The 20,835-nt window shown below is 59.0% G+C and carries 17 protein-coding genes and 2 tRNA genes; 11 read left to right on the top strand and 8 right to left on the bottom strand.

Annotated features, from left to right (window positions below):
- Nucleotides 1–45 precede the first annotated feature (45 nt).
- Both EGT36_RS10675 and EGT36_RS10670 read right to left on the bottom strand, forming a co-directional pair.
- A complete protein-coding gene (locus tag EGT36_RS10675) occupies nt 46–1,071 on the bottom strand; it encodes a sulfate ABC transporter substrate-binding protein (protein ID WP_004440447.1) in 1,026 nt (341 codons plus the stop codon).
- Nucleotides 1,072–1,316: 245 nt separating this feature from the next.
- A complete protein-coding gene (locus tag EGT36_RS10670; RefSeq protein ID WP_004440445.1) occupies nt 1,317–1,757 on the bottom strand; it encodes an RrF2 family transcriptional regulator in 441 nt (146 codons plus the stop codon).
- A gap of 204 nt (nt 1,758–1,961) precedes the next feature.
- On the opposite strand from EGT36_RS10670, the gene EGT36_RS10665 reads away from it, so the two are divergent.
- From EGT36_RS10665 to cysN, 3 genes are read left to right on the top strand one after another with little or no spacing between them, the layout of a single operon-like run.
- A complete protein-coding gene (locus EGT36_RS10665; protein ID WP_162719109.1) occupies nt 1,962–2,744 on the top strand; it encodes a phosphoadenylyl-sulfate reductase in 783 nt (260 codons plus the stop codon).
- Between the two features lie 27 nt (nt 2,745–2,771).
- Nucleotides 2,772–3,725 (top strand): sulfate adenylyltransferase subunit CysD, encoded by a 954-nt coding sequence (cysD, locus tag EGT36_RS10660; protein ID WP_037091710.1) that lies wholly within the window; start codon nt 2,772–2,774, stop codon nt 3,723–3,725.
- A complete protein-coding gene (gene cysN, locus EGT36_RS10655) occupies nt 3,725–5,206 on the top strand; it encodes a sulfate adenylyltransferase subunit CysN (protein ID WP_037091711.1) in 1,482 nt (493 codons plus the stop codon). Before cysD ends, cysN begins: the two co-directional genes overlap by 1 nt.
- A 731-nt stretch (nt 5,207–5,937) precedes the next feature.
- On the opposite strand, the gene EGT36_RS10645 is transcribed toward cysN, so the two are convergent.
- Nucleotides 5,938–6,014: transfer RNA gene (locus EGT36_RS10645), tRNA-Pro, on the bottom strand.
- Nucleotides 6,015–6,278: 264 nt separating this feature from the next.
- Here EGT36_RS10645 and EGT36_RS10640 point away from each other — a divergent pair.
- From EGT36_RS10640 to istB, 7 genes are all read left to right on the top strand, one after another.
- Entirely contained in the window at nt 6,279–6,701 is a 423-nt protein-coding gene (locus EGT36_RS10640; protein ID WP_037090758.1) for a hypothetical protein, read from the top strand.
- A 380-nt stretch (nt 6,702–7,081) separates the two neighbouring features.
- On the top strand, nt 7,082–8,815 hold the full coding sequence (gene mqo, locus EGT36_RS10635) for a malate dehydrogenase (quinone) (RefSeq protein WP_037090759.1): 1,734 nt from the start codon (nt 7,082–7,084) through the stop codon (nt 8,813–8,815).
- Between the two features lie 142 nt (nt 8,816–8,957).
- Nucleotides 8,958–9,239, top strand: coding sequence for a type II toxin-antitoxin system ParD family antitoxin (locus EGT36_RS10630; protein WP_022555762.1), 282 nt, complete (start codon nt 8,958–8,960; stop codon nt 9,237–9,239).
- On the top strand, nt 9,229–9,540 hold the full coding sequence (locus EGT36_RS10625) for a type II toxin-antitoxin system RelE/ParE family toxin (protein WP_037090761.1): 312 nt from the start codon (nt 9,229–9,231) through the stop codon (nt 9,538–9,540). The genes EGT36_RS10630 and EGT36_RS10625 overlap by 11 nt, the downstream gene beginning before the upstream one ends.
- 136 nt (nt 9,541–9,676) lie before the next feature.
- Nucleotides 9,677–11,239 carry a site-specific integrase gene (locus EGT36_RS10620; RefSeq protein ID WP_172965641.1) on the top strand — a complete coding sequence of 521 codons (1,563 nt, stop codon included), beginning with the start codon at nt 9,677–9,679 and terminating at the stop codon, nt 11,237–11,239.
- 746 nt (nt 11,240–11,985) lie between these two features.
- Nucleotides 11,986–13,485, top strand: coding sequence for an IS21 family transposase (gene istA, locus EGT36_RS10615; protein ID WP_052821263.1), 1,500 nt, complete (start codon nt 11,986–11,988; stop codon nt 13,483–13,485).
- Nucleotide 13,486: 1 nt separating this feature from the next.
- Entirely contained in the window at nt 13,487–14,221 is a 735-nt protein-coding gene (istB, locus tag EGT36_RS10610; RefSeq protein WP_003501246.1) for an IS21-like element helper ATPase IstB, read from the top strand.
- 181 nt (nt 14,222–14,402) lie between these two features.
- Here the strand turns inward: istB and EGT36_RS10605 are convergent, their stop codons facing one another.
- From EGT36_RS10605 to EGT36_RS10590, 4 genes are all read right to left on the bottom strand, one after another.
- A complete protein-coding gene (locus EGT36_RS10605; RefSeq protein ID WP_125270379.1) occupies nt 14,403–15,113 on the bottom strand; it encodes a DUF3800 domain-containing protein in 711 nt (236 codons plus the stop codon).
- Nucleotides 15,110–16,363 carry a restriction endonuclease subunit S gene (locus EGT36_RS10600; RefSeq protein WP_125270377.1) on the bottom strand — a complete coding sequence of 418 codons (1,254 nt, stop codon included), beginning with the start codon at nt 16,361–16,363 and terminating at the stop codon, nt 15,110–15,112. Before EGT36_RS10600 ends, EGT36_RS10605 begins: the two co-directional genes overlap by 4 nt.
- Entirely contained in the window at nt 16,353–17,915 is a 1,563-nt protein-coding gene (locus tag EGT36_RS10595; RefSeq protein WP_125270375.1) for a class I SAM-dependent DNA methyltransferase, read from the bottom strand. The genes EGT36_RS10600 and EGT36_RS10595 overlap by 11 nt, the downstream gene beginning before the upstream one ends.
- A gap of 161 nt (nt 17,916–18,076) precedes the next feature.
- Nucleotides 18,077–18,151 (bottom strand) — tRNA-Gln (locus EGT36_RS10590).
- A 203-nt stretch (nt 18,152–18,354) separates the two neighbouring features.
- On the opposite strand from EGT36_RS10590, the gene EGT36_RS10585 reads away from it, so the two are divergent.
- A complete protein-coding gene (locus EGT36_RS10585; RefSeq protein ID WP_037090931.1) occupies nt 18,355–19,263 on the top strand; it encodes an MBL fold metallo-hydrolase in 909 nt (302 codons plus the stop codon).
- A 255-nt stretch (nt 19,264–19,518) separates the two neighbouring features.
- Here the strand turns inward: EGT36_RS10585 and EGT36_RS10580 are convergent, their stop codons facing one another.
- On the bottom strand, nt 19,519–20,439 hold the full coding sequence (locus EGT36_RS10580) for a DUF1499 domain-containing protein (protein ID WP_004440428.1): 921 nt from the start codon (nt 20,437–20,439) through the stop codon (nt 19,519–19,521).
- Between the last annotated feature and the right edge of the window lie 396 nt (nt 20,440–20,835).

The raw sequence follows: 20,835 nt of genomic DNA, 5'->3' as shown, positions 1-20,835 counted from the left end.
TCTTGTCCCGTGGGACGGGGTGACTACGTTCACCCCATCATCCGCTTACTTCGCGGGCTTGTAAATCTGGTCGAAGATGCCGCCGTCACCAAAATGTTCCGGCTGCGCCTTTGCCCAACCGCCGAAGATCGGGTCGTCAATGGTGACGAGCTTGATGTCAGGCAGCTGCTTCAGCAGGTCCTTGGAGACAACGGCCGGGTTGGAGGGACGGTAGAAGTGCTTGGCCGCAATATTCTGGCCCTCGTCGGAATAGAGATATTGCAGATAGGCTTCGGCCGCCTTGCGGGTGCCCTTGGCGTCGACATTGGCGTCAACCACGGCAACCGGCGGCTCGGCAAGGATCGAGATCGGCGGCACGACGATATCGAAAGCGTCAGCGCCGAATTCCTGGCCGGCCAGATAGGCTTCGTTTTCCCAGGCGAGCAGCACGTCGCCGATCTGGCGCTGTGCGAAGGTTACCGTGGAACCACGGGCGCCGGTGTCGAGAACCGGAGCGCGCTTGTAGAGCTCGCCGACATAGGCCTTGATCTTGTCCTTGTCGCCCTTGAATTCTTCATTCGCCCAGGCCCAGGCCGCGAGATAGTTCCAGCGCGCACCGCCCGAGGTCTTCGGGTTCGGGGTCACGATCTGTACGTCGCCCTTCACCAGATCGCCCCAGTTATGGATGCCCTTCGGGTTACCCTTGCGAACGAGGAAAACGATGGTGGAGGTGTAAGGGGAGGAATTATGCGGCAGGCGGCCGCGCCAGTCCTTGTTGATCTTGCCGGAATTCTGCACGATGGCGTCGATGTCGCTCTGCAGCGCCAACGTCACGACGTCGGCTTCCAGACCGTCGATGACCGAACGGGCCTGCTTGCCGGAGCCGCCATGCGACTGCTGGATGGTGACGTCCTCGCCGGTGTCGGCCTTCCACTTCTTGGCGAAGGCTTCGTTGAAATCCTTGTAGAGTTCACGGGTCGGATCATAGGACACGTTCAGCAGCTTGGTCTGCGCCGCGGCCGAGCCAGCTGCGCCAAGTGCCAGTGAGAGGCTGAGCGCGACAACGCTCAAACCGGACAGAAGCTTGGACATCGGTATTCCCTCCTGATTGCGATGGCTTAACTCTACCGGTTGAGTAGAGTTGGTCAATGAGGCCGAATACGATCGAAAAAGTGTTTCCCTTGAGCGTTTCTCCGGGCAACAAATACAGCGCAGCATAAGCGAAAGGCGCAACAAGCGTCGTGTAAAACTTTGCTGAATGCAAAAGCGTTTCACATTTTTGCCGGTTTTTTGCCGCGATGGCGAAAAATATTGAGGTGTTTTAGACGAATTTTTCGTCAGGCCGTCAAAAGCTCGGGCACTTCGACACCGGCCACCGCATCCGCAACGGTGGTGTTGAACAGGATGTTGCGCGTCGCATCGGCCACACGGGCGAAGACGTGGCGGATCTCGCACTGCTTCTCGCCGTCGCAATCCTCGCAGCGGCGATAGGCGGTCTGGGAGAGGCAAGGCAGAGGAGCAAGGGGGCCATCAATGAGCCGCAGCACCTCGCCGAAAGTAATATCATCCGCCGGACGAGCCAGAAGATAACCACCCTGCTTGCCACGCCGGCTTTCGACAAGGCGTTCCTTCTTCATTTCGAGAAGGATCTGCTCCAGAAACTTTTTCGGAATGGCCTGTTCGCGGGCAATGTCGGAAATCTGCACAGGACAGCCGCCGTCGGCCTTGGCCAGCGAAAGAAGCGCCCTCAGCGCATATTTTGCCTTCTGCGAAATCATCGTAAAACCAGTAGATCACAAGCCCGGATACCCGGCAATCACGGCTTAGCGCAGAAGTTGTCACAATTCAAATCCAGGCCGCGAACAAGGTGAACGGGCATCTTTTGCTCGTAGCACGCGCGCGAGAGGCATTTTTGCTCTGAAGTGCAGCGCACAAAGACTGTCATTTCTCGTCCAAAGCGCCGATTTCAACAATAATCGGCCATGGAAATCCCGGACGTGACAATGACCATCAATTCAGCAAATGCCTCTGCCGATGCCGCTTCCCTTGATGCCACGCTTGCCGGGCTCGATCTGGCGGGTCGGCTTTCATTTATCGCCGGCCTCGGCGGGCGCGCGGTCTTCACCACCAGCCTCGGCATCGAGGATCAGGTCATCACCGCCGCCATCGGCACCCATCGCCTGCCGATTGACGTTGTCACGCTGGAAACTGGCCGTCTTTTCAAGGAAACCGTCGATCTCATCGATGAAACCGAGGAGCGTTTCGGCATCGAAATCCGTCGTTTCCGTCCCGAACAGGACGATATAGACGCCTACGCCGCAAAATACGGTCTCAACGGCTTTTACGAAAGCGTTGAGGCGCGTCATGCCTGCTGTCATGTCAGAAAGCTGATCCCGCTCGGCAAGGCGCTTGATGGTGCCGCCTTCTGGATCACCGGCCTCCGTCGCGGCCAGTCGGGCAATCGCGCCACGACGCCGTTTGCCGAATTCGATGCGGATCGCAATCTCATCAAGATCAACCCTTTGGCTGACTGGGATATCGATCTCATCAAGGCGCATGTCGCCCAGGAGAACATCCCCATCAATCCGTTGCATCAGCGCGGTTACCCGTCCATCGGCTGCGAGCCGTGTACGCGCGCCATCAAGCCCGGTGAGCCTGAGCGCGCCGGACGATGGTGGTGGGAAAACGACGAGAAGCGCGAATGCGGTCTTCACGTCGCCGGTGCGGAGCAGACCTCCGCCGTTTCCGCCATCCCGCAACGATAATCATTCAGTACATTCCCGGAGTTCACAATGTCCAACGCAGTCCACGAGACGGACAGCAAGAATACTGTCGCATCCAAGCCGCCGCTCGATCCCCATCTGAAGGCGCTTGAAAACGAAGCTATTCATATCTTTCGCGAAGTCGCAGCCGAATTCGACAAGCCCGTGATGCTCTATTCCATCGGCAAGGACTCGTCCGTGCTGCTGCATCTCGCGCGCAAGGCCTTCTTCCCCGGCCGCATTCCCTTCCCGCTGCTGCACGTCAATACCGGCTGGAAGTTCAAGGAGATGATCGAATTCCGCGACAATATCGTCAAGGAATACGATCTGGAGCTGATCTCCCATACCAATCCGCGCGGCGCGGCGGAAAACATCACGCCCTTCACCCACGGATCGGCGCTTTACACCGACATCATGAAGACGGAAGCCCTGCGTCAGGCACTGGATGCCGGCCAGTTCGACGCAGCCTTTGGTGGTGCACGCCGCGACGAAGAGGCGAGCCGCGCCAAGGAACGCATCTACTCTTTCCGTACGCCCGACCATAAGTGGGACCCGCGTAACCAGCGCCCTGAGCTATGGAACATCTATAACGGCATGGTGCGCAAGGGTGAGAGCGTTCGCGCTTTCCCGCTCTCCAACTGGACCGAAGTCGACATCTGGCGTTATATCGAGGCGGAAAACATCCCGCTGGTGCCGCTCTATTATGCCGCCGAGCGCCCCTATATCGAGCGTGACGGCATGATGATCCTTGCCGAAGACGAGCGTCTGGAGCTTTTGCCCGGCGAAGAGGTCAAGCGTGGCTCGATCCGCTTCCGCACGCTCGGCTGCTTCCCGCTCACCGGTGCGATCCGTTCCGAGGCGGCGACGCTTCAGGATGTGATTGCCGAGCTCGAAATCGCCACCGTTTCCGAACGTCAGGGCCGCGCGATCGATCGCGACCAGTCCGGCTCGATGGAGAAAAAGAAGCGCGAGGGGTATTTCTGATGACCGCCTCTGCCACCACCAACATTTCCACGGCCACCATTTTGCCCTTTGCTGAACATTCGAAAGCAGCGCGCGACACCCGCCCGCTTCGTCTCATCACATGCGGCAGCGTGGATGACGGCAAGTCGACCCTGATCGGCCGTCTCCTCTGGGACACCAAGGCCGTCAAGGAAGACCAGGCCGCGACACTGCACCGCGACAGCGGCAAGCAGAACGATCTCGGTCTGCCCGATTTCGCGTTGCTGCTGGATGGTCTGCAGGCAGAGCGCGAACAGGGCATCACCATCGATGTCGCCTATCGTTACTTCGCCACCGACCGACGCGCCTTCATCGTGGCCGACACGCCCGGCCATGAGCAATATACCCGCAACATGGCGACCGGCGCTTCCACGGCCGATCTCGCCGTGCTGCTCGTCGATGCGCGCACCGGCATTCTGGAACAGACCCGCCGCCACGCCACCATCGCGGCGCTGATGGGCATCCGGCAATTCGTGCTGGCCGTCAACAAGATCGACCTGACGCATTACGACAAGGCCGGTTTCGAACTGATCGCCCACGAGTTCCGCGATTTCGCATCCGATCTCGGCATCAAGCAGATAACCGCCATTCCGATGTCGGCGCTGAAAGGTGAAAACGTCGTTCTGTCAGGCAAGGCTTCCATGCCCTGGTATGAAGGCCCGACGCTGGTGGAAACGCTGGAACTGGCGACCGTTCGCTCCGCGCAATCGGGCGGCTTCCGCTTTCCCGTACAACGCGTCTCGCGTCCCGGCGAAAGCTTCCGCGGTTATCAGGGCACGGTTGCCGGCGGTTCGGTGAAGCCGGGCGACAGCGTCGTTATCCTGCCTTCCGGCATGGTCGCTAACGTCAAGCAGATCTTCACTTTCGACCTGGTGCGCAATGCCGCCGTGGCGGGTGATGCCGTCACGCTGGTGCTCGATCGTCAGGTGGACGTCTCGCGCGGCGACATGATTGTCTCCATCGAGGCGCAGCCTCAGACGGGCCTTGCCTTCGACGCGCAGATCGTGGCTTTGCAGCCCGGAGGCATCGAGGCCGGCAAACGCTACTGGCTGAAAAGCGGCAGCCGCCGACAGCGTGTCAGTGTGCAGCCTGTCAGCCAGCTGAACCTCAAGGAAGGCGAATGGCAGGCGCATGAAACGTCGCTTCCGATGAACGCCATCGGCAAGGTCAGGCTTTCCTTCGATGAGACGGCGATCTTCGATCCCTATGAGCAGAACCGCTCGACGGGTTCCTTCATCCTGATCGACCCCGACACCAACAATACGGTGGCGGGCGGCATGATTTCAGGAAAGCGCAATACTGGCGCGACGGAAGAAAAAGGCGACCGGGTCATTCTCTCGCTGCCTGCCGATCTCGCGGAAAAGCTGCTGGCGAGCGAGCTTCTTGCCAAGCACCGCGACGAGATCGACATCCGGCGCACGGATGCGGCAACAGCCTCACGGCTCATCAGCGATCTCGACTGAGAATGCCGGCATGAACGACAAAAGGCGACCACGGTGTGGTCGCCTTTTTGTTTGGGTCCAGTCGTCAGATGCGACTTAAAACACGAACATATAAAGCAGAATGATCACGAAGATCGGAACGCCCATAGCCCACAGTGCAATACCCTTCAGCATGTTATCCTCCATTGTTGTATGTTTGGATAACGGCTGAGGAAGCTTTCCGATCCATCTGCTTTGCGGATTTTTACGGGTTGTTTCTCGGCGGCGCAGAAGGGCGCTCGTTCATTCGGCGTTCATGGGCAAAAGGCGAATTTGCCCTCGGTCGCTCCGCCAAGCGGCCGAACAGAGGCTCGTTGCTTGAAAATGCAGCGGGCCTCTTTTTTGATCGCGATAAGTTGATCACGGCGATGGCCCTGAAACTCGGGGCTCGCGACTGTCACGGGTAACTTCTTGGATTGTGGACCTGAATTGACACTTCTAAGACGGTCCGTGTCGCGCGTCCCCTGAAACAGGCCGCGACATTGGGGCCTGGCGCTTGGCGGAGCGACGGGCCTCTTTTATTCGCGCATACGGAAAACTGGAAGCGCAGGAAGTTGCGACAGCCTACCCAACTGGGCTCCGAGGCATGGGCGACGAATGCATTCAAACCGGCTCTGATGCGACCGGCCCGGTTGATGTATGACGATTTGATATGGAGGTTTTCAGCAAGTATCGGGATTTTTTGCAAGCCGCTGATTTATCGGGCTTCTAGCTGGTCGGAGTGAGAGGATTCGAACCTCCGACCCCCACGTCCCGAACGTGGTGCGCTACCAGACTGCGCTACACTCCGTGACCAGCGGCGCTTCTATAGACCAGCCTCCGGCATTCGACAAGCGGCTTATTGCATTTTTTATGACAAGTTTTCCCCACCTGCTGGAACAGCCCCGGCAGGCACCGGCGGCACCGGGCGGAAGGCTTCAAAACGTTACAAAAAAGCAATTGTGGCAGGAAATTTTCATCGGGCCGCACAGCTCCCCTGCCCGCCGCCGCCAAATCTGCTAGGGGAACGGAATGACCGGCGGGATGCCGGACACGGCACAAAGGACATTTCACCATGCTATTTCGCAGCGTAACGCTTGCAGCGTTTGCCATTACGCTCTCGGCCTGCACCACTGCCACCGATGGCTCCACGCCCTCCTTCACCCAGAAGAGCCCGGTTGAGACCCGTTGGGTCGGCCAGTCCGCAGGTATTTTCTTCGCCAAATTCGGCCCGCCGCTGAGCGACACCGAAAGCGGCAGCTCCACCGTCTACAACTGGCGCGGCGGCTACAAGAAGGCGACGATTCCGGCGAAGTTCGAAGAAGGCAAGGATGGCAAAAAAGGCCGGCAGATTTCGCCCGCCCGCACCGCCTCCCTTTCCTGCACGGTGCAGCTGGTCGTCTCCAGCGATTACAAGATCACCGCCGTCCGCACGATCTCCGATCGCCCGGGCGTCAACGGTCCGAGCTACTGCGCGGAATTCCTCGCCGCCAACTGATCGTCAGCCACAAGCCAAAATGCGCGAAGGCCTGCCCGAACCGGTGGGCCTTTTCACTTTTTCGGGATTTCCGTCATTATTCTGAAAAAAATTGTGCCTGAAGCGGCACCTTGCGGATCGTAACTCAGTGGAAAGGGTGCTGGCGCTGCGTTTTTGGCAAAATCCCGTCAGGGAACGCTTTCAACCGTTTGAAAGCCGCGACTTATCTTAACAATCATCAAAACGATAATCGGCAAAACCGTGAAATCGGCCGTCCGCCACGGCAAAATCCGCACAAAACCGCTTGAACTGGAGTGGATGAGTCCGGGTTGTGCCGGTTTGCGCTTTGCTATAACGGGGCGATCGGGAGGAGTGTTTTTAACACAAAACAAGAATCAGGTATGGCCGTGACTCCCATCGATCAAGACAAATCCCAGCTCACTGATCTCTCCGAGGAAACTTCCCTCTCCCACGCATTGCCGATGAACCGCAGACAGGTTCTTGGTGGTGCTCTCGCCGGACTTGCCGCAGCAGCGCTGCCCTCTTCCGCGCTTCTCGCCAATACGACTGCCAAGAAGGTCGACGTGCTTCTCATCGGTGGCGGCATCATGAGCGCGACGCTCGGTGTGTGGCTGCGCGAGCTGGAGCCCACCTGGTCGATGCAGATGCTGGAGCGGCTGGATGGCGTGGCGCTTGAAAGCTCCAACGGCTGGAACAATGCCGGCACCGGCCATTCCGCGCTTGCCGAGCTGAACTACACGCCCGAAGACGACAAGGGCAACATCAAGATCAGCCAGGCGATCAACATCAACGAATCCTTCCAGATTTCCCGGCAGTTCTGGGCATGGCAGGTGCGCAACGGCGTTTTGAAGAACCCGCGCTCCTTCATCAACCACACGCCGCATATGAGCTTCGTCTGGGGTGACGAGAACGTCGCCTATCTGGAAAAGCGCTATCAGGCGCTGAAGGCGAGCCCGCTTTTCGCGGGCATGGAGTTCTCCACCGATCCCGAGCAGATCAAGAAGTGGGTGCCGCTGATGATGGAAGGCCGCGATCCTTCCCAGAAGATCGGCGCAACCTGGTCGCCGCTCGGCACCGACATGGAATTTGGCGAAATCACCCGCCAATTCGTCTCGCATCTGCAGAGCGACCAGAATTTCGACCTGCAGGTCAATAGCGAGGTTTCCGACATCCAGCGCAATGCCGATGGCAGCTGGCGCGTGACCTATACCAACACCAAGACCGATGCCGAACAGGTGGTGGATGCGAAATTCGTGTTCATCGGCGCCGGCGGCGGCGCGCTGCATCTGCTGCAGATGTCTGGCATTCCGGAAGCGGATGATTATGCCGGTTTCCCTGTCGGCGGCTCGTTCCTCATCAACGAGAACCCCGATGTGACGATGCAGCATCTGGCCAAGGCCTATGGCAAGGCCTCGGTGGGCTCGCCGCCCATGTCGGTGCCGCACCTCGATACCCGCGTGCTGGGCGGCAAACGCGTCATCCTGTTCGGACCTTTCGCCACCTTCTCGACCAAGTTCCTGAAGGAAGGCTCCTATTTCGATCTCGTCTCCTCCGTAACAACCAGCAATGCCTGGCCGATGGTGCGCGTCGGCATCGATGAATATCCGCTGGTCGAATATCTCGCCGGCCAGCTGATGATGTCGGATGACGACCGTTTTGCTGCGCTGAAGGAATATTTCCCGAATGCCAAGCAGGGGGAATGGCGCCTGTGGCAGGCAGGCCAGCGCGTGCAGATCATCAAGCGCGACGAAGAAAAGGGCGGCGTGCTGCGGCTCGGCACCGAAGTCGTCTCCGCTGGGGACGGCAGCATCGCCGGCCTGCTCGGCGCTTCGCCGGGCGCTTCCACCGCAGCGCCGATCATGCTCAGCGTTCTGGAAAAAGTCTTCAAGGACAAGGTGGCAACGCCGGAATGGCAGACGAAGCTGCGCCAGATCGTGCCGAGCTACGGCACCAAGCTCAATGACGACCCGGAAAAGGTACAGCAGGAATGGGCCTACACCGCCGAACACCTGCAGCTGCCGACCCCGCCGCAGATCGATCTTGAAGCGCTGAAGGCAGCTGGCTCGGCGCCTGCGGGTGCGCCGGTGAAGAAGGTGCCGGATATCGCGCTTTAAGGTTTAGGTGCGATTTAGGATTGGACGCCGCGTGTCTCTGGATGCGCGGCGTTTTTTGTCGATCCAATTCTGCATACTGAAATATCTGGTCGGCCAATCTCTTTGGTGGTAATAATTGCTACCAAATCGATGGAGATCTTAGATGGCCAATGTGGAAAAAATCAGCGTCTCGATGACACCCCAGCACGCCGAAATCTTGCGTGATGCCGTGGAAAGCGGGGCTTATGCCAGCAGCAGCGAAGTCATCCGTGAAGCGATGCGTGACTGGTCTGCAAAATGGGTTCAGCGACGCGACGACATTGCCAAGCTGCGCACATTATGGACCGAAGGCAAAGCCAGTGGCAATTCAACCGAAGTGGATTTTGACGAGGCGCTCAATGAAGCGCGTGCAGAACTGGCTTCGTTGAAAAATCGTGACCATTAAACTTGTCTGGTCGCCCCGCGCGCGCAGCGATGTGAAGAAAATCTACATCGACATTGGTAAATTGCATACCCTTGCGGCGGAGCGGTATTTCGCGCGGTTTCGCGCCAAAGCGGAGCGCTTGATCGAGCATCCCCACCTCGGCGAGCGCCACCCGGAAATTTTTCCATCCGCCCGCATGCTGGTTGAAGCGCCCTACATCATTCTCTACGAAACCGTGCCGGATACCAATGGTGAGAACATACGCTCCGTGGAAATAGTTCGCATTATTGACGGTCGCCGGGACCTGCGAACACTGTTTTGACTTGGGGATAGGTGGCTGGGGCGCCAGGAGCCCCACTTACTCCCAAGTAAGCCCCAAGAAATCATTGCGCTTATTGACTTATCCCTTCGCCATGAGCTACCAACGTGTACCACCAGCGTGTACTACCGAGGAGCAAATGGCTGACACTCGATACCTCAAGCAGCGGCGGCAAGGCTGGTACTTCGCAATGAAGGTACCTGCCGATTTGATCGATAAGATGGGTAAGTCCAACATTGTGAAATCGCTACATACCCGTGATTTGTCACAGGCGCAGAAAGACCGCTGGCCGCTGGTTGCGCACTGGAGCGCCCAATTTGATGTGCTCCGTGGCAAGCGTACGTGGACGCCTGCCGAGATTGAGGAAAAGGCGCAGGCAGAGTACCAAGATACACTGAAAGTCCTGGCCGAATACAACGAGGGCGAGGAGAACCTTGACATCTTCGCCGAGCTTGAAGCTGAGAAACTGGAGGACCCAAAGCTTAGCGATCTGGATTATGCGCTCGCTTCGGCACGCATCGCGGCAGCATTCGGGCGCAGGGCCGCGCTCGGCGGAAGAACCATCAGGCCGCCTCTCGTGTTCGGACGCAATGGTATCGACATGGAGACCCTTGAGCCAGTCAGCTTGAAGAAGCGACAGGGGGCTGGGGAGGCGTTCGCCGAGGCCGCGCGCCGATACATCGAGGAAGTTCAACGCGACCCGTCCGCCAAGCTCACGGAGCAAACGCGTGGTCAGTACGAAGCGGTTTATCGCCTGTTCGACCAATGGGCGGGGAAGCCGTTCCTACATGAGGTTAATCGGAAACAGGCGGCCGACTTTCTCGATAAGATTGCCACGCTTGATCCCCATTGGGGCCGGAGCCCGCAAACGAAGCAGCGGACGTTCGACGACATCTTCAAAGAGTTCGGCAACCATGAGACTGGTCTGCGCAACAGGACGGTCAACCGGTATGCCACCGCCCTCTCGATGGTTTGGCAGTGGGCTAAGCAGCGTGGCCGGCTGTCGGGCGAGAACCCGTGGGAAGAGCAATACCGTAAGACCGGTGAGAAGCGGAAAACTCAGAAGCTGCCGTTCGCTATCGAGGAAATGAAAAAGCTCCTCGCCACCCAGCCGGAGGTTCGCCCCAAACAACAGAGCCACCCTAACACCCTTGCTTGGCTCTGCCTCATCTCCGCGTACAGCGGCATGCGGTTGAACGAGATGTGCGACCGGAAGGTCGCCGACATCAAGCAGGAGGACGACGTCTGGTATTTCGACATCACGAACGCCAAGTCCGAGGCGGGTGATCGGAAGGTGCCCATCCATTCCCGCCTCATCGCCGCTGGCTTGCTCGAGTTCATGCGGCATCACAAGAGCGAGTGGCTATTTCCCGCGCTGAAGCCGGGAGGCCCCGATGGCAAGCGGTCGTGGTACATATCAAAACGCTTTACCGAGTACCGGAGGAAGTTGAAGATCGTGCGTCCTGACGAACGAACTGGGAAAGATCGGGTGGACTTTCATTCTTTTCGGCGCAGCGCAATCAAGGTACTTGAGCGTGCAAGACTTCCTCAAACAGAGGTGGCGCAGGTCGTCGGCCATGATCGGGAGGGCATCACGTTCGGCACCTACAATCCCGACGGCTTGGACATTCGCGCGCTGCAGCAGGTAGTCGAGGCTATAAGGTACCCGGAAATCGAGCGGGAAATTGCCGTTGCCGCCTGAAACAATGGTTCAATCTTCCGATTGTTCTGCCATACTCCGTACGCAAAGAAGCGGCTCATCAGGCGACGGCGAGCGTCTCCAAGCACCGAACGTGGCCTAACCCGTTCCGCCTCAGACGACCTTCACCGCCCCGTTGAGCGATCTTCGGCGGCTTTGTTTTCAGATCGGTGTTTTTCTTACTGGCTATCGACCGTGGAGCCGCGTTCGAGGTGTGGTTGGTATCATCACGTATTTCGATAGTTGATGCGCGTCTCCATGCGGTTTGTCGAGATCAAGGGAACATTACACGGCTTTGCTGGGGACATCTGCCCGCAACTCGGCCTGAAGCCTGGCAAAATGGGAGACTTCCGCGAATTTCTTTGCAAGCTGAAAACTCCATGGACAATATCAATGGTTGCCATGGGCACAGAAGTCCAAGGGCCATTCGCATTGCTCTCATAGGAAGCCGTTGACGATCTCTCCGGTTACGCACGAGACTACACCGGCGTCTTCGAATTTCTCGATATCGTCGACATCTTCCTTGAAGCCGATATCGTGCTTCATGGCTGGATGCCTTCGCGCATTGTTCCAGCAATTCGAGCAGGCGACTATATCAGACGCTGACTTCCGCTGGTCTACGCTCCGGATCGCCTGTGATTAGGCATGGAATAAGGACCCCGCACATGGGGTGATCGGCGTCCAAACGGGACCCCCATTTGCAATGGGGTTACAACAGCCTCCGGTTTCATCGGAGGCTTTTTGTTCGGATGCTTATTGTGGAAACAATTCTGAAGATACGGCGGCTAGCCCATGTTCAGGGCAAGTCGATCAAGGCGATCTGCCGGGAGTTGGGCATATCGCGGAAAGTGGTGCGGAAGGTTTTGCGCACCGATGAGACGGAGTTCAAATACGAACGGACCCGTCAACCTCAGCCGAAGCTCGGCCCCTGGCGCGGTCAGCTCGATGGAATGCTCCTCGCCAATGAGGCCAAATCTTCTCGCGAACGGCTGACACTGATCCGGATATTCGAGGACTTGCGCGACCTCGGCTACGAGGGCGGTTACGACACAGTCCGGCGTTACGCCCGAACATGGGCGAAGGAGCGCGGGTCCGTGACGGCGCAAGCCTATGTGCCGCTCTATTACGCGCCGGGCGAGGCCTACCAGTTCGACTGGAGCCACGAGATTGTCGTGCTGAACGGCGTGACGACGACGGTGAAGGTTGCGCATATCCGGCTCTGCCACAGCCGGATGATGTATGTGAGAGCCTATCCGCGCGAGACGCAAGAGATGGTCTTCGACGCCCATGACAGGGCGTTCGCTTTCTTCGGCGGGGCCTGCACGCGCGGCATCTATGATAATATGAAGACCGCGGTGGAGACGGTCTTCGTCGGCAAGGAACGGCAATACAATCGCCGCTTCCTACAGATGTGCAGCCATTACCTGATCGAACCGGTGGCCTGCACGCCGGCGTCGGGGTGGGAGAAAGGCCAGGTCGAGAACCAGGTCAATCTGGTGCGCGAACGCTTCTTCACGCCGCGACTGCGCTTCAAATCCTACGATGAACTGAATGGCTGGTTGCTGGACAAGTGCATCAGTTACGCCCGCGCTCATAAGCACGTCGATCAGACGGAGCGCACGATCTGGGAGGTGTTCGATGCGGAGCGGCCGCACCTGGTCGGCTATCCCGGCAAATTCGACGGCTTCCACGCTGTGCAGGCCTCGATCGGCAAGACCTGCCTCGTGCGTTTCGACAACAACAAATACTCGGTACTGTCTACGGCAGTCGGCCGCCCTGCCGAGATACATGCCTATGCAGATCGCATCGTCATCCGGCAGGATGGCGTGGAAATCGGCCAACACGATCGCTGCTTCGGCCGTGGCGAGACGATCTATAATCCCTGGCATTACGTGCCGGTCCTGACCCGCAAACCGGGAGCACTGCGCAACGGTGCGCCGTTCCACGACTGGGTTTTGCCCGCCGCCATGGAGAAGGTGCGCCGCCGGCTGAAGGCAATGCATGACGGCGACCGGCAGATGGTGTCGATCCTCGAATGCGTGGGCCTGGACGGGCTCCCCGCCGTCGAAGCGGCCTGCCAGGAGGCGATCGATCAGGGCGTGTTCTCGGCCGCCGTCATCATCAACATTCTGGCCCGCAAGCGTGATCCGCAGCCGGCCGCCATCCTTTCCATCCCCGATGCGCTTCGCCTGACCCATGAGCCTCTGGCCGACTGCGCCCGTTACGACAGCCTGAGGAGGGCAAGCTGATATGGAACGATCCCAAATCCTCGACATGATGGGCACGCTGAAGCTGTTCGGCATGCGTAGCGCCTATGACGAGATCATGGCCTCCGGCATCAAGCGACAGCACGAACCGCCGCGCATCGTCGGTGACCTGCTTCAGTCGGAGATCGCCGAGAAGCAAGCGCGCTCCATCAAATACCAGATCACCGTCGCCAAGCTGCCGCTGGCCAAGGACATCGACGACTTCGACTTCACCGACACGCCGGTCAACGAAGGCCTGGTGCGCCAACTCGCAACCGGGGCCTTCCTCGCCGAGCAGCACAATATCGTTCTGGTCGGCGGAACCGGCACGGGAAAGTCTCACCTGTCCATCGCCCTTGCTCGTGCTCTGATCCGCAATGGCGCACGCGGCCGCTTCTTCAACGTCGTCGACCTCGTCAATCGGCTCGAGACGGAGGCACGTAGCGGCAAACAGGGACGGCTGGCCGACTTCATCACCAGGCTCGACTTCGTCATCATGGACGAACTGGGCTATCTCCCATTTGCCCAGGCGGGCGGCCAGCTCCTCTTCCACCTCATCAGCAGGCTCTACGAGCGGACGTCCATCATCGTCACGACGAACCTGGCCTTCGGCGAGTGGCCGGCCGTATTCGGCGACGCCAAGATGACCGCCGCTCTGCTCGACAGGCTCACCCACCATTGCGAGATCGTGGAAACCGGGAACGAATCCTGGCGCTTTAAAAACCGCTCTCAAAGCTAAAGCCGAAAAGACAAACAACCCGCGCCCGCAGGCCCTTGCGCTAAATGGAGAGCCCCGGGCCTACGCGCGCTGACCCGATGCAACTAGAGGCAGGGGTCCCTTTTGGGAGCCGATAAGGGGTCCCGTTACGACGCCGATTGACAACCATCGAAGTCGGAGAAGAGCACGAGGTCCGGCAGGCTCATTTACCGTAACCCTTGGGCGACCATGCGAGAAGATTGAATTTCTGCGACCCAAAGGTAGAAGTGGTCGAAAGGGCTCGGGAGCCCAAGACCGCCTTCAGTTGCTCGACAAGCGCACTCTTTCCTGCACTGCTAGAGAGGCCCCTATTTGCGTAGCCAATGGCTCCGATAATAAGGTCCGCCACCTGCATTAACTCGCTTTCATGGGAGCGAATTTGCTCCACCCGTTCGATGCAAGAACGGTCGAAATCATGCAGGCTGTTGGCAAGTACTTCATGAAGTTGCCGGGTCTTCGCTCCACCTTGGGTATCCTTGATATCCAGATAGACCCTGTATTTATGCCCTGGCGTGAATATGTACTTTAACATCGTAAAATACATCTTGTAATACCACTCGTCATGTGTTTGGGTAAAACTGCCATGATCGAGAATTGACTTATCAGCGACAAGTAATCCACGGAAATTAATGGATTTTTCTTCAAGAGCGTATTGCAAAACCTCCTGATAGAATGCAATCCGCGCGGGAGATACCTTCGTCCACTTGATCTCAAAATTCCGCTTCAGGCCGTGCGTTTCTTTCAGTGCTCGGATATGTTCTGAAATACGCCGGGTCTCCTTCAAGTCACAATAGACCGCGCCCCAAACCATGACCTGAATATGGTCGTTCTCAAGGTGGCAGCTCTCGTCACAATAAAGGTTGAAGGTTGTCATTGCGCGGCCTCCAATTGTTCTTCGACATCGCGAAGGCGGATTTCGCCGGACATCAGCTTGGGGAGGAGGAGATCGCGGGTGGCGGCGAGCGTGCGGCTTTCTATCTCGTTTGAAGTAATCCTCTGCCGCAGAAGCCCGGCCATATGCCCGAACTCCCGAACAATCGCTGCACTCGCCATCGCCACATCAAGTCGATATGCGTTGCTGCGGTTTAGGCCCGGCACAGCGGCATCCGTATTCATGCCATCAAGGCCCAGTGTCTGCAGGAGGTAGTAGCAGTAGGTCATCGGTTTTTCCGACTTCACATAAAAGACGGTGTCGATGGGATAGAAGTCACGATCCTCCCAGTACAGGCTGCCTACCGTGCCTTTCCTGCCAACGACTACAGACGGCCCCTTAACTAGTGCGGCATCATGGAACCCACCAATGCCGCCCGAACCATACACAGGATATGGGCCATCCCGACGATCACCCTTTGGTAGGGACTTGCCGTAAGCAAGCTCCAGCACATCCTCTAGCCTTCCTGCGCCCCACCCCTCCGGCAGCCCATTGTCCCCGAACCTTGCCGGGAAGAGATCGGCGAGTTTCTGCGCGCACTCGGCATCGGTGACGAGGCCGCCCATGATCTCGACGGGATCGGATGCGCCCTCGACCTTTCGGCGGGTCGGGCCAAAGTCGACGAACCAGTCGCGGAAGATCGCCTGCGCCATTGCCTCCAGCGTCTCGTTCATCCGCCGGTTCAGTTCGATCTTGTCGTCGAGGCAACCGAGCAATTCACCTATCTTGTTGGCAATCGCGGCCGGGATATCCGGTATGGGGAGGCTCTCAATTAGCGCTCCGCTTATGTTGGGCTGAGCCGAGCCGTAAGCGGCGTTGGCAAAATAAAGATACGCCTCTGGGCGGCTGACCAGATAGTGGATGTAGTCCTTGGAAAAATGCAGTTCCGTAATGGGGACAAAGCGCCCCACTCGCTGGTTGATCCTAGCTTCTGGGTCACCATAACCAGTTCGCGCGGTCTTTCCTACATTGGCTCCGGTCATTGAGATAAGCGTATCTCTCGGAGCAGGCGAGAATTTTTTGGTCTGATGGGCGACCAATTGAGGGACACGTTGCAGTCCATCGTAGTTGACCGTACCGCCCCCGGTAACGTCGGAAATTTTGATAACAGGAACGCCTTCTGTCCCGAAGTCTCCACTCTTGAACGCGAACCCGCCCACAAGACGGCAAATCTCACCCAGCTTAGTTGGCATCTACCTGAACCGATCCGAGAGCTGTATCTATTTGCTCCTCCAACGCTCGCCCCTCGGCAAATTGCGCTAGTAGCGTCTCCCTCAATCCATCGAACTTTTCCGCAAACGAGATGCCATCATCCTCGGCATCCGCTGCACCGACGTAGCGCCCCGGCGTCAGGACATGACCGTGCGAGCGCACCTCCTCCAAGGTCGCCGACTTGCAGAAGCCGGGTTCGTTCTGATAGTCCGCCCAGCCGTTCTTCTCCCGCGTTTCCGGCTTGGCACGCCAGCGATGATAGGCGCCGGCGATCTTCTCTATGTCCTCGTCGGTGAATTCGCGACGCACGCGATCCACCATGAAGCCGAGCTTGCGGGCATCGATGAACAGGATTTCTCCGCGCCGGTCGCGGTGGCCATTCGCGCTCTTGTCGCGGGCCAGTATCCAGAGACAGGCGGGTATCTGCGTCGAGAAGAACAGCTGCCCCGGCAGAGCCACCATGCAATCCACCTGATCGGCGTTGATCATTGCCTTGCGGATATCGCCTTCACCAGACTGCTGCGAGGACATCGAGCCGTTGGCGAGTACCACACCTGCCGTGCCGCGAGGGGCCAAGTGGTGGATGATGTGCTGCAGCCAGCCAAAGTTGGCGTTGCCCTTGGGCGGCAAGCCGAACTTCCAGCGTGCATCCTCCGCCAATCGCTCACCACCCCAGTCGGAGATGTTGAAGGGCGGGTTGGCGAGAATGAAGTCGGCCTTCAGGTCCGGTAGTTCGTCACGATGAAAGCTGCCCTCGTTGTTCCAGCGGATATCGGCATCGATGCCCTGCACGGCGAGGTTCATCTTGGCGAGGCGCCACGTAGTGTGGTTGATCTCCTGCCCGTAGATGGCGATGTCGTCCCGCCGTCCGCCATGCTCCTCGATAAACTTCTCCGACTGCACGAACATGCCGCCCGAGCCGCAACAGGGGTCGTAGACGCGGCCCTTGTAGGGCTCCAGCAGTTCGACCAACGTGCGCACCACCGAGCGGGGCGTGAAGAACTCGCCACCGCGCTTGCCTTCGGAACCGGCGAAGCCCGAGAGGAAATACTCGTAGACGCGGCCCAGCAGGTCCTTGGCCTTGTCGGAGCTGTCATGCATGCCGATGTTGGAGAACAGGTCGATCAGCTCGCCGAGCATGGTCTTGTTCAGCGTCGGGCGAGCGTAGTTCTTCGGCAGCACGCCCTTCAGCCCCTCGTTCGAGGGCGCCTTCTCGATCGCCTCCATCGCCTCGTCGATCAGCTTGCCTATCTCCGGGCGCTTGGCGTTGGCCTGGAGATAGGTCCAGCGGGCCTCCCTCGGCACCCAGAAGACGTTCTCGGCGAGATACTCCTCCGGGTCTTCCGCATCGGCATACTCGTCCGCTTCGAGCTTCGCATGAAGCCCCTCGAAGGCATCGGAGATGTATTTCAGGAAGATCAGGCCAAGCGCGACGTGCTTGTATTCCGAGGGCTCAAGATTGCCTCGAAGTTTGTCAGCCGCCTTGAAAAGCTCGGCCGTGAAGCCGAGGTCACCATTATTTTCTCTTGCCACCAGTATGTCCCCAAATCAATGCGGCGACGATAGCAGCCAGACATGAGGTGTAAAGGACAAAACGCCAGCCTTAGTTGTCCATCCAATGTGTACTACCGGCGTGTACTACCGGCGACGCCATCTCTGCACTAAGTTATTGATTTTTATGGCGTTTTATGAGGTGGCTGGGGCGCCAGGATTCGAACCTGGGAATGCCGGTACCAAAAACCGGTGCCTTACCGCTTGGCGACGCCCCAACAGGGCAGCGAAAGCGAAACGCCGCTGCCTGAACCGCGCCTGATTAGCAAAGCCTGCCCGGCGCGGCAATGACCCGGCGACCAATTTTTTCACAAAATTCAAGCTTTTTGGATGTCGCGCCGCAGACGGCATGATAGGGCTTGGCGATTGTGCGGCGGGTGCCGTCGGCACTGGCGGCATGGCATTCATTCAGGAGGTCTTGATGGCGGACCCGGCATTCGATCTCGATTTCAAGCCGGCCTATGGCGAGGCGGTTCCCGTCGCCCCGCTCATCCAGCGCATCACCGTCAACAATCCTTCCGCCTTCACCTTCCATGGCACCAATTCCTATATCGTCGGTGACCGTTCCGTCGCCGTCATCGATCCCGGCCCGGAGGATGAGGCGCACTTTCGGGCGCTGATGGCCGCGCTCGAAGGGCGCGAAGTCACGCACATCTTCGTCAGCCACACCCATCGCGATCATTCGCCGCTTGCCCGCAGGCTGGCGCAGGCGACCGGGGCGCTGACGGTGGCTGAAGGCCCGCACCGCGCCGCCCGGCCACTGCATGTGGGCGAGACCAATCCCTTTGCCGAAAGTTCCGATACGGCTTTCGCGCCCGACATTGCGCTGGGCGACGGGCAGAGCCTTTCCGGCGACGGCTGGACATTGACGGCGCTGCATACGCCGGGCCACACCGCCAACCACGCCGCCTTTGCGCTTGAGGGCAGCGGCATTGTCTTTTCGGCCGATCACGTCATGGCCTGGGCTACCACCATCGTCGCGCCGCCTGATGGGGCGATGAGCGACTATATGGCTTCACTGGAGCGGTTGCTGACCCGCGACGACCGGTTGTTCCTGCCAGGCCATGGCGGCCCGGTCACCGATCCTGCCGCCTTCATGCGGGGCTTGCGCGCCCACCGCCGCATGCGGGAAAAGGCGGTGTTGAAGCGGATCAGGGACGGCGACAGGCTGATCGCCGACATGGTGAAGGTGATCTATGCCAGCACCGACAAGCGTCTGCATGGGGCGGCGGCACTTTCCGTGCTGGCGCATATCGAGGATCTGATCGAGAAGGGCGAGGTTCGGACGGATGGCGTGCCTTCGCTCACTGGTGAGTATTTTCCGGGGTGACGGCGTTTTAATCTGCGAATTCTCAAGATGCTTTCATGCTCGCCGCCCGTTCGATGGCGAACGAGCGGGCGCCACCTGTTTCTTCTCCCCGCCGGGGAGAAGTCCGCGGCAGCGGGATGAGGGGGCAAGCTCTCCGAAAATCTCCGCCGTTACCCCATCATCCGGCCCTTCGGGCCACCTCCTCCTCGGCGGGGAGAAGAAACGAGCGGCGACGTCGCGATCCATTCGGCCGACGTGTAGCTTTGCCTTCCGGCCTCAATTATCGTTCAGACCCTGCATCTCCGCATCCAGAGCATCGAGATAGGCCTCGGCAATCGCCGCACCCATGCCAAGATCGTGCGGGCCGTAGCGGGAGGCGACGCGGACATCGACGATGGTAGTTTCCGCCTCTTCCTTCAGGCGAATGAGGATATCGAAGCGCAGGCCCCAGATGCGGGTGCGGGTTTCACCCTGCATCAGCACCACGCCGCTGCCGTTGAAGAAGGTGGGCAAAGGCGCGTCGGTCGGGCGGGCCATGGGCACGGGCACGATGGAGGGCAGGTCTTCCACCGGCGCATCGTCGGCGGGCTGCTGCCTGTCCTGTGCTGGCACCCCGACGGCAGGGGCATCCTCCGCCCCGATCACACCCTTCGTATGGGTAATGCGGATGTTCTGGGAGGCGGCCATTTTTTTGGCGGCGGCGTAGATGCGGTCTATCGCGCCTTCATAACGGCGCCCGGCAAGGCTGGCATAGGCCTCCATCTGCGCATCGCGATCAGCCTTGGTAATGGTCGCGGGCCGCACCAGCCATTGCTGGTTGGCGGCCGGTGTCGCCAGCCACTCCGGCACATCGCTCAGGTCAGTGGAGATGTCGTAAATCTTCGGCTGCTGCCAATAAAGAAAGGCGCCGTAGCCGACAACGCCGAGTGGCAAGGCCGAGAGAAGCAGCGCCGCCAGCGCCGAAAGGCCGCCGCGTGCGCCTCTGGTCCACAGCCGCTCAAGGCCGATCAGCGCCAGAAGCACGGCAAGAAAAGCGATGCCTGCGGCAATGAGGAGCAGCCCGACAAGATCAGGCGTCGTCAGCGGCCCGAAACGGTGGATGCCGGCGGCGATGAGAAAAAGCGCCAGTGCCGCCAGGCCCAGATAGCGGGAAAGATAGGCTGCAACCGAAAAAGGCCGGACGAAACGCACAGTCATGGAAGCGGATATCCGTTAGATCGCATTGGCTAAGAGGCGTTGCACCCGGGTTCTGGCAGGGAATCACCTGCATATGATGTCATAGACCGGAATTGCGGCGAGGAAAACAAAGGAGGGGGCGATCTGCGGGTAAAGCGTGCCCCCCGAAGACCTCTCTTCCGCCATTCCGGGTATGATCCACTTCTGTCCGGGTTAAATTTCCGGACAGGTCGCAGTTTCCTTGAGGTCGGTGATTAAGGGTGAAGACTCGCTCAACGTCATGCTCGGCTCTGTGCAGAGGATCTAACTACCTCCAATAAAAATCAATATATCGGCAGACCTCGGGACAGGCCCGAGGATGACGTCGGCGCAATTGGCATGACTTTCCCTGCGCGACGGACTGAGAGGCCAAGCCAA

The organism is Agrobacterium sp. FDAARGOS_525 (genome assembly GCF_003938925.1).
GTDB lineage: Bacteria > Pseudomonadota > Alphaproteobacteria > Rhizobiales > Rhizobiaceae > Agrobacterium > Agrobacterium pusense.
The sequence above is the reverse complement of the archived record's forward strand: the minus strand, read 5'-3'. Positions and strand labels throughout refer to the sequence as shown.